4 protein-coding genes and 1 tRNA gene are annotated in these 2,351 nt (G+C 62.9%); 3 read left to right on the forward strand and 2 right to left on the reverse strand.

All coding sequences use genetic code 11. The features are described from left to right. Positions 1-369: ribose-5-phosphate isomerase A (locus FJ471_RS34445; RefSeq protein WP_246684925.1), on the reverse strand; the 369-nt coding region annotated here is incomplete at its 3' end. 160 nt (positions 370-529) lie between these two features. Between FJ471_RS34445 and FJ471_RS34450 the strand changes: the two genes are divergently transcribed. The 3 genes from FJ471_RS34450 to FJ471_RS34460 all read left to right on the forward strand — a co-directional run bounded on the left by FJ471_RS34450 (position 530) and on the right by FJ471_RS34460 (position 2,105). Further along, positions 530-1,210, forward strand: coding sequence for a phosphoglycolate phosphatase (locus tag FJ471_RS34450; RefSeq protein ID WP_140811447.1), 681 nt, complete (start codon positions 530-532; stop codon positions 1,208-1,210). 110 nt (positions 1,211-1,320) lie between these two features. After that, positions 1,321-1,395, forward strand: a tRNA-Val gene (locus tag FJ471_RS34455). A gap of 290 nt (positions 1,396-1,685) precedes the next feature. Next, positions 1,686-2,105 (forward strand): VOC family protein, encoded by a 420-nt coding sequence (locus tag FJ471_RS34460; protein WP_140811453.1) that lies wholly within the window; start codon positions 1,686-1,688, stop codon positions 2,103-2,105. A 35-nt stretch (positions 2,106-2,140) separates the two neighbouring features. On the opposite strand, the gene FJ471_RS35040 is transcribed toward FJ471_RS34460, so the two are convergent. After that, on the reverse strand, positions 2,141-2,351 hold a 211-nt coding region (locus tag FJ471_RS35040), incomplete at its 5' end, for a hypothetical protein (protein ID WP_210242077.1).

The following is a 2,351-nucleotide window of genomic DNA, read 5'->3' on the forward strand; positions in this document are numbered from 1 at the left end:
CTCGGCCGCTTCCCGCTGCCGATCGAGGTCAACAAATTCGGCCTGCGCGCCACCGAGATCGCGATTGGCGCCGCCGCCGCCCTTGATCAGGGTCAGGTCCGGATCGACCTCGTCGGCGCCGTCGACCGTGAGGTCGAGCTCGGGCGTCTCTTCCAGCGTCGACAGCGGCACGCCGAGCTCGCGGCAGAGCGCCGCGGTGCGCTCGGAAGTCGGCACGCCGATGACCTTGAGCCCGGTCGCGACCTTCTCGGCCAGCAGCCGCACGAATTCTTCCGCCGTGGTGCCGGTGCCGATGCCGAGCCGCATGCCGCTGCCGACATGGGCGAGCGCTGCCCGCGCGGCTTCGACCTTCAATTGCCTTGCATCCATGGGAGGCCCCGATTTCTACGGTTTCGCGCGCCTCCTAGCATTTTTGCCTTCCCCGTCAAAGGCCGTCAAAGGGCCGCGCTGTGGACCGATCGAGGCTTCTTGCTTGAACCGGGCCCAGCCTGTATCGGCTGCGGCAACGCAATTGTCGCAGGACCAGCCCATGACTCGCCCGATCATCGTGTTCGATCTCGACGGAACGCTGGTCGACACGGCACCGGACCTGCTCGACAGCCTCAACCACAGCCTTGCGGCAAGCGATCTCGCCGCCGTCGACGAAACCGGCTTCCGGCGCTTCGTCGGCCATGGCGGCCGCGTCATGATCGAACGCGCGCATGCCGCGCAGAACAAGGCGCTGGTGGCCGAAGAGCACGACCGGCTGCTGCAACTGTTCCTCGACCACTACACGCTGAACATTCCCGGCAAATCCCGTCCCTACCCCGGTGTCATCGCCGCGCTCGATCGTTTCCAGGCAGCCGGCTATCTGATGGCGGTCTGCACCAACAAGTACGAGGCGAATTCCGTGGCGCTGATCGGCGCGCTGGGCCTGTCGAACTATTTTGCCGCGATCTGCGGCCAGGACACGTTCGCCTTCCGCAAGCCCGACCCGCGCCATCTCACCGAGACGATCCGGCTGGCCGGCGGCGATCCGCACAACGCCGTGATGGTCGGCGATTCGCAGACCGACATCGACACCGCCAAGGCGGCCGGCATTCCGGTGGTCGCGGTCGATTTCGGCTACACCGACCGCCACGTGCGTGAATTCGAGCCCACGCTGGTGATCTCGCATTTCGACACGCTGACGCCCCAACTGGCCGAGCGGCTGATCGCTGCGGCGCGCTGAGCGGCCTCCCGGCCCCGAAAATACAATCCCAAGATCGTCGGCACATCGCCTTGACTTCGCTCACCGGCCTCCCTTATATCGCGGCTCGCTTCGGCCTTCGGGCCACAGGCGGGCGATTAGCTCAGCGGGAGAGCACACCCTTCACACGGGTGGGGTCGCAGGTTCAATCCCTGCATCGCCCACCATCTAACCTCCCAAAATGGTTAGATGATTCAGCTTCCAAAGAAATCCTTGAACACTGCCATTGGTGCGTAACTGTCGCGTAGCGATTTTGCGGCCCGGCCTGGCTGGACCGGATGAACGCCGGCGTTCCCAGGTTTCCCCCGCATCCTTTTGGGCGGCGGCCGTGAGCGCGACGCACGGGGCGTTGGCAATCTATAAAAAGTAGAGACGCCGTGTCGGTTCTGCGGGCGGTCAACCGTCTTCAAGCAGCGCCACTCGCTGGGCTGGCATGTCGACAAGGAAGGAATGACCGATGGGCAAGAAAATTTTTGTGAGCCTGCCAGTTACCGACGTGAAGGCATCCATGGCCTTCTACGAATCCCTCGGCTTCAAGAAAAATCCTAGGTTTCCCGATGAGACATCCGCCTGGATGGTGTGGAGTGACGACATCAACTTCATGCTGCTCAGCCAGGAAAAATGGCAGACTATGACCACCCGCCCTATACCGCCATCAACATCCAGTGAGGTAATGTTGGCACTGTCCCTGGATAGCCGCGACGCGGTCGATGCGATGGCCGCCGCAGCGGCTGCGAACGGCGGGACCGCCGACATCAATCCAGTTGAAGATCATGGGTTCATGTACACTCGAGACCTTGCTGACCCCGATGGTCATGCCGTGGGCTCGATGTGGATGGACGTTTCCGCAATACCTGCGGGCGACAAGGCGGGCTGAGCGTATTTACCCAACAGCAGCGGGATCAAGAACGCTCAAATCAGCCCCCGTCGCACATTCATGCGCGTCACGGCCGTCACCAGGACGGCGCCGGTCATGAAATAGAGCGTGGCGATGATGTGGCCCTGGTGGAAATGCAGCCCGGCAAACAAAAGGGCCATGACCACGGCAAGGAAGGCGATGATGCGCGAGAATTCGTCGGGCATGGGGCGACCTTGTGCAATGTGTTTGGTGGCCGCCCTCCTT

The organism is Mesorhizobium sp. B2-7-1, assembly GCF_006440735.1.
Classification (GTDB): Bacteria; Pseudomonadota; Alphaproteobacteria; order Rhizobiales; family Rhizobiaceae; genus Mesorhizobium.

Coding starts and splice junctions, on each gene's coding strand:
- FJ471_RS34450 (WP_140811447.1), top strand. CDS start 530: ATGACTCGCCCGATCATCGTGTTCGATCTCGACGGAACGCTGGTCGAC.
- FJ471_RS34460 (WP_140811453.1), top strand. CDS start 1,686: ATGGGCAAGAAAATTTTTGTGAGCCTGCCAGTTACCGACGTGAAGGCA.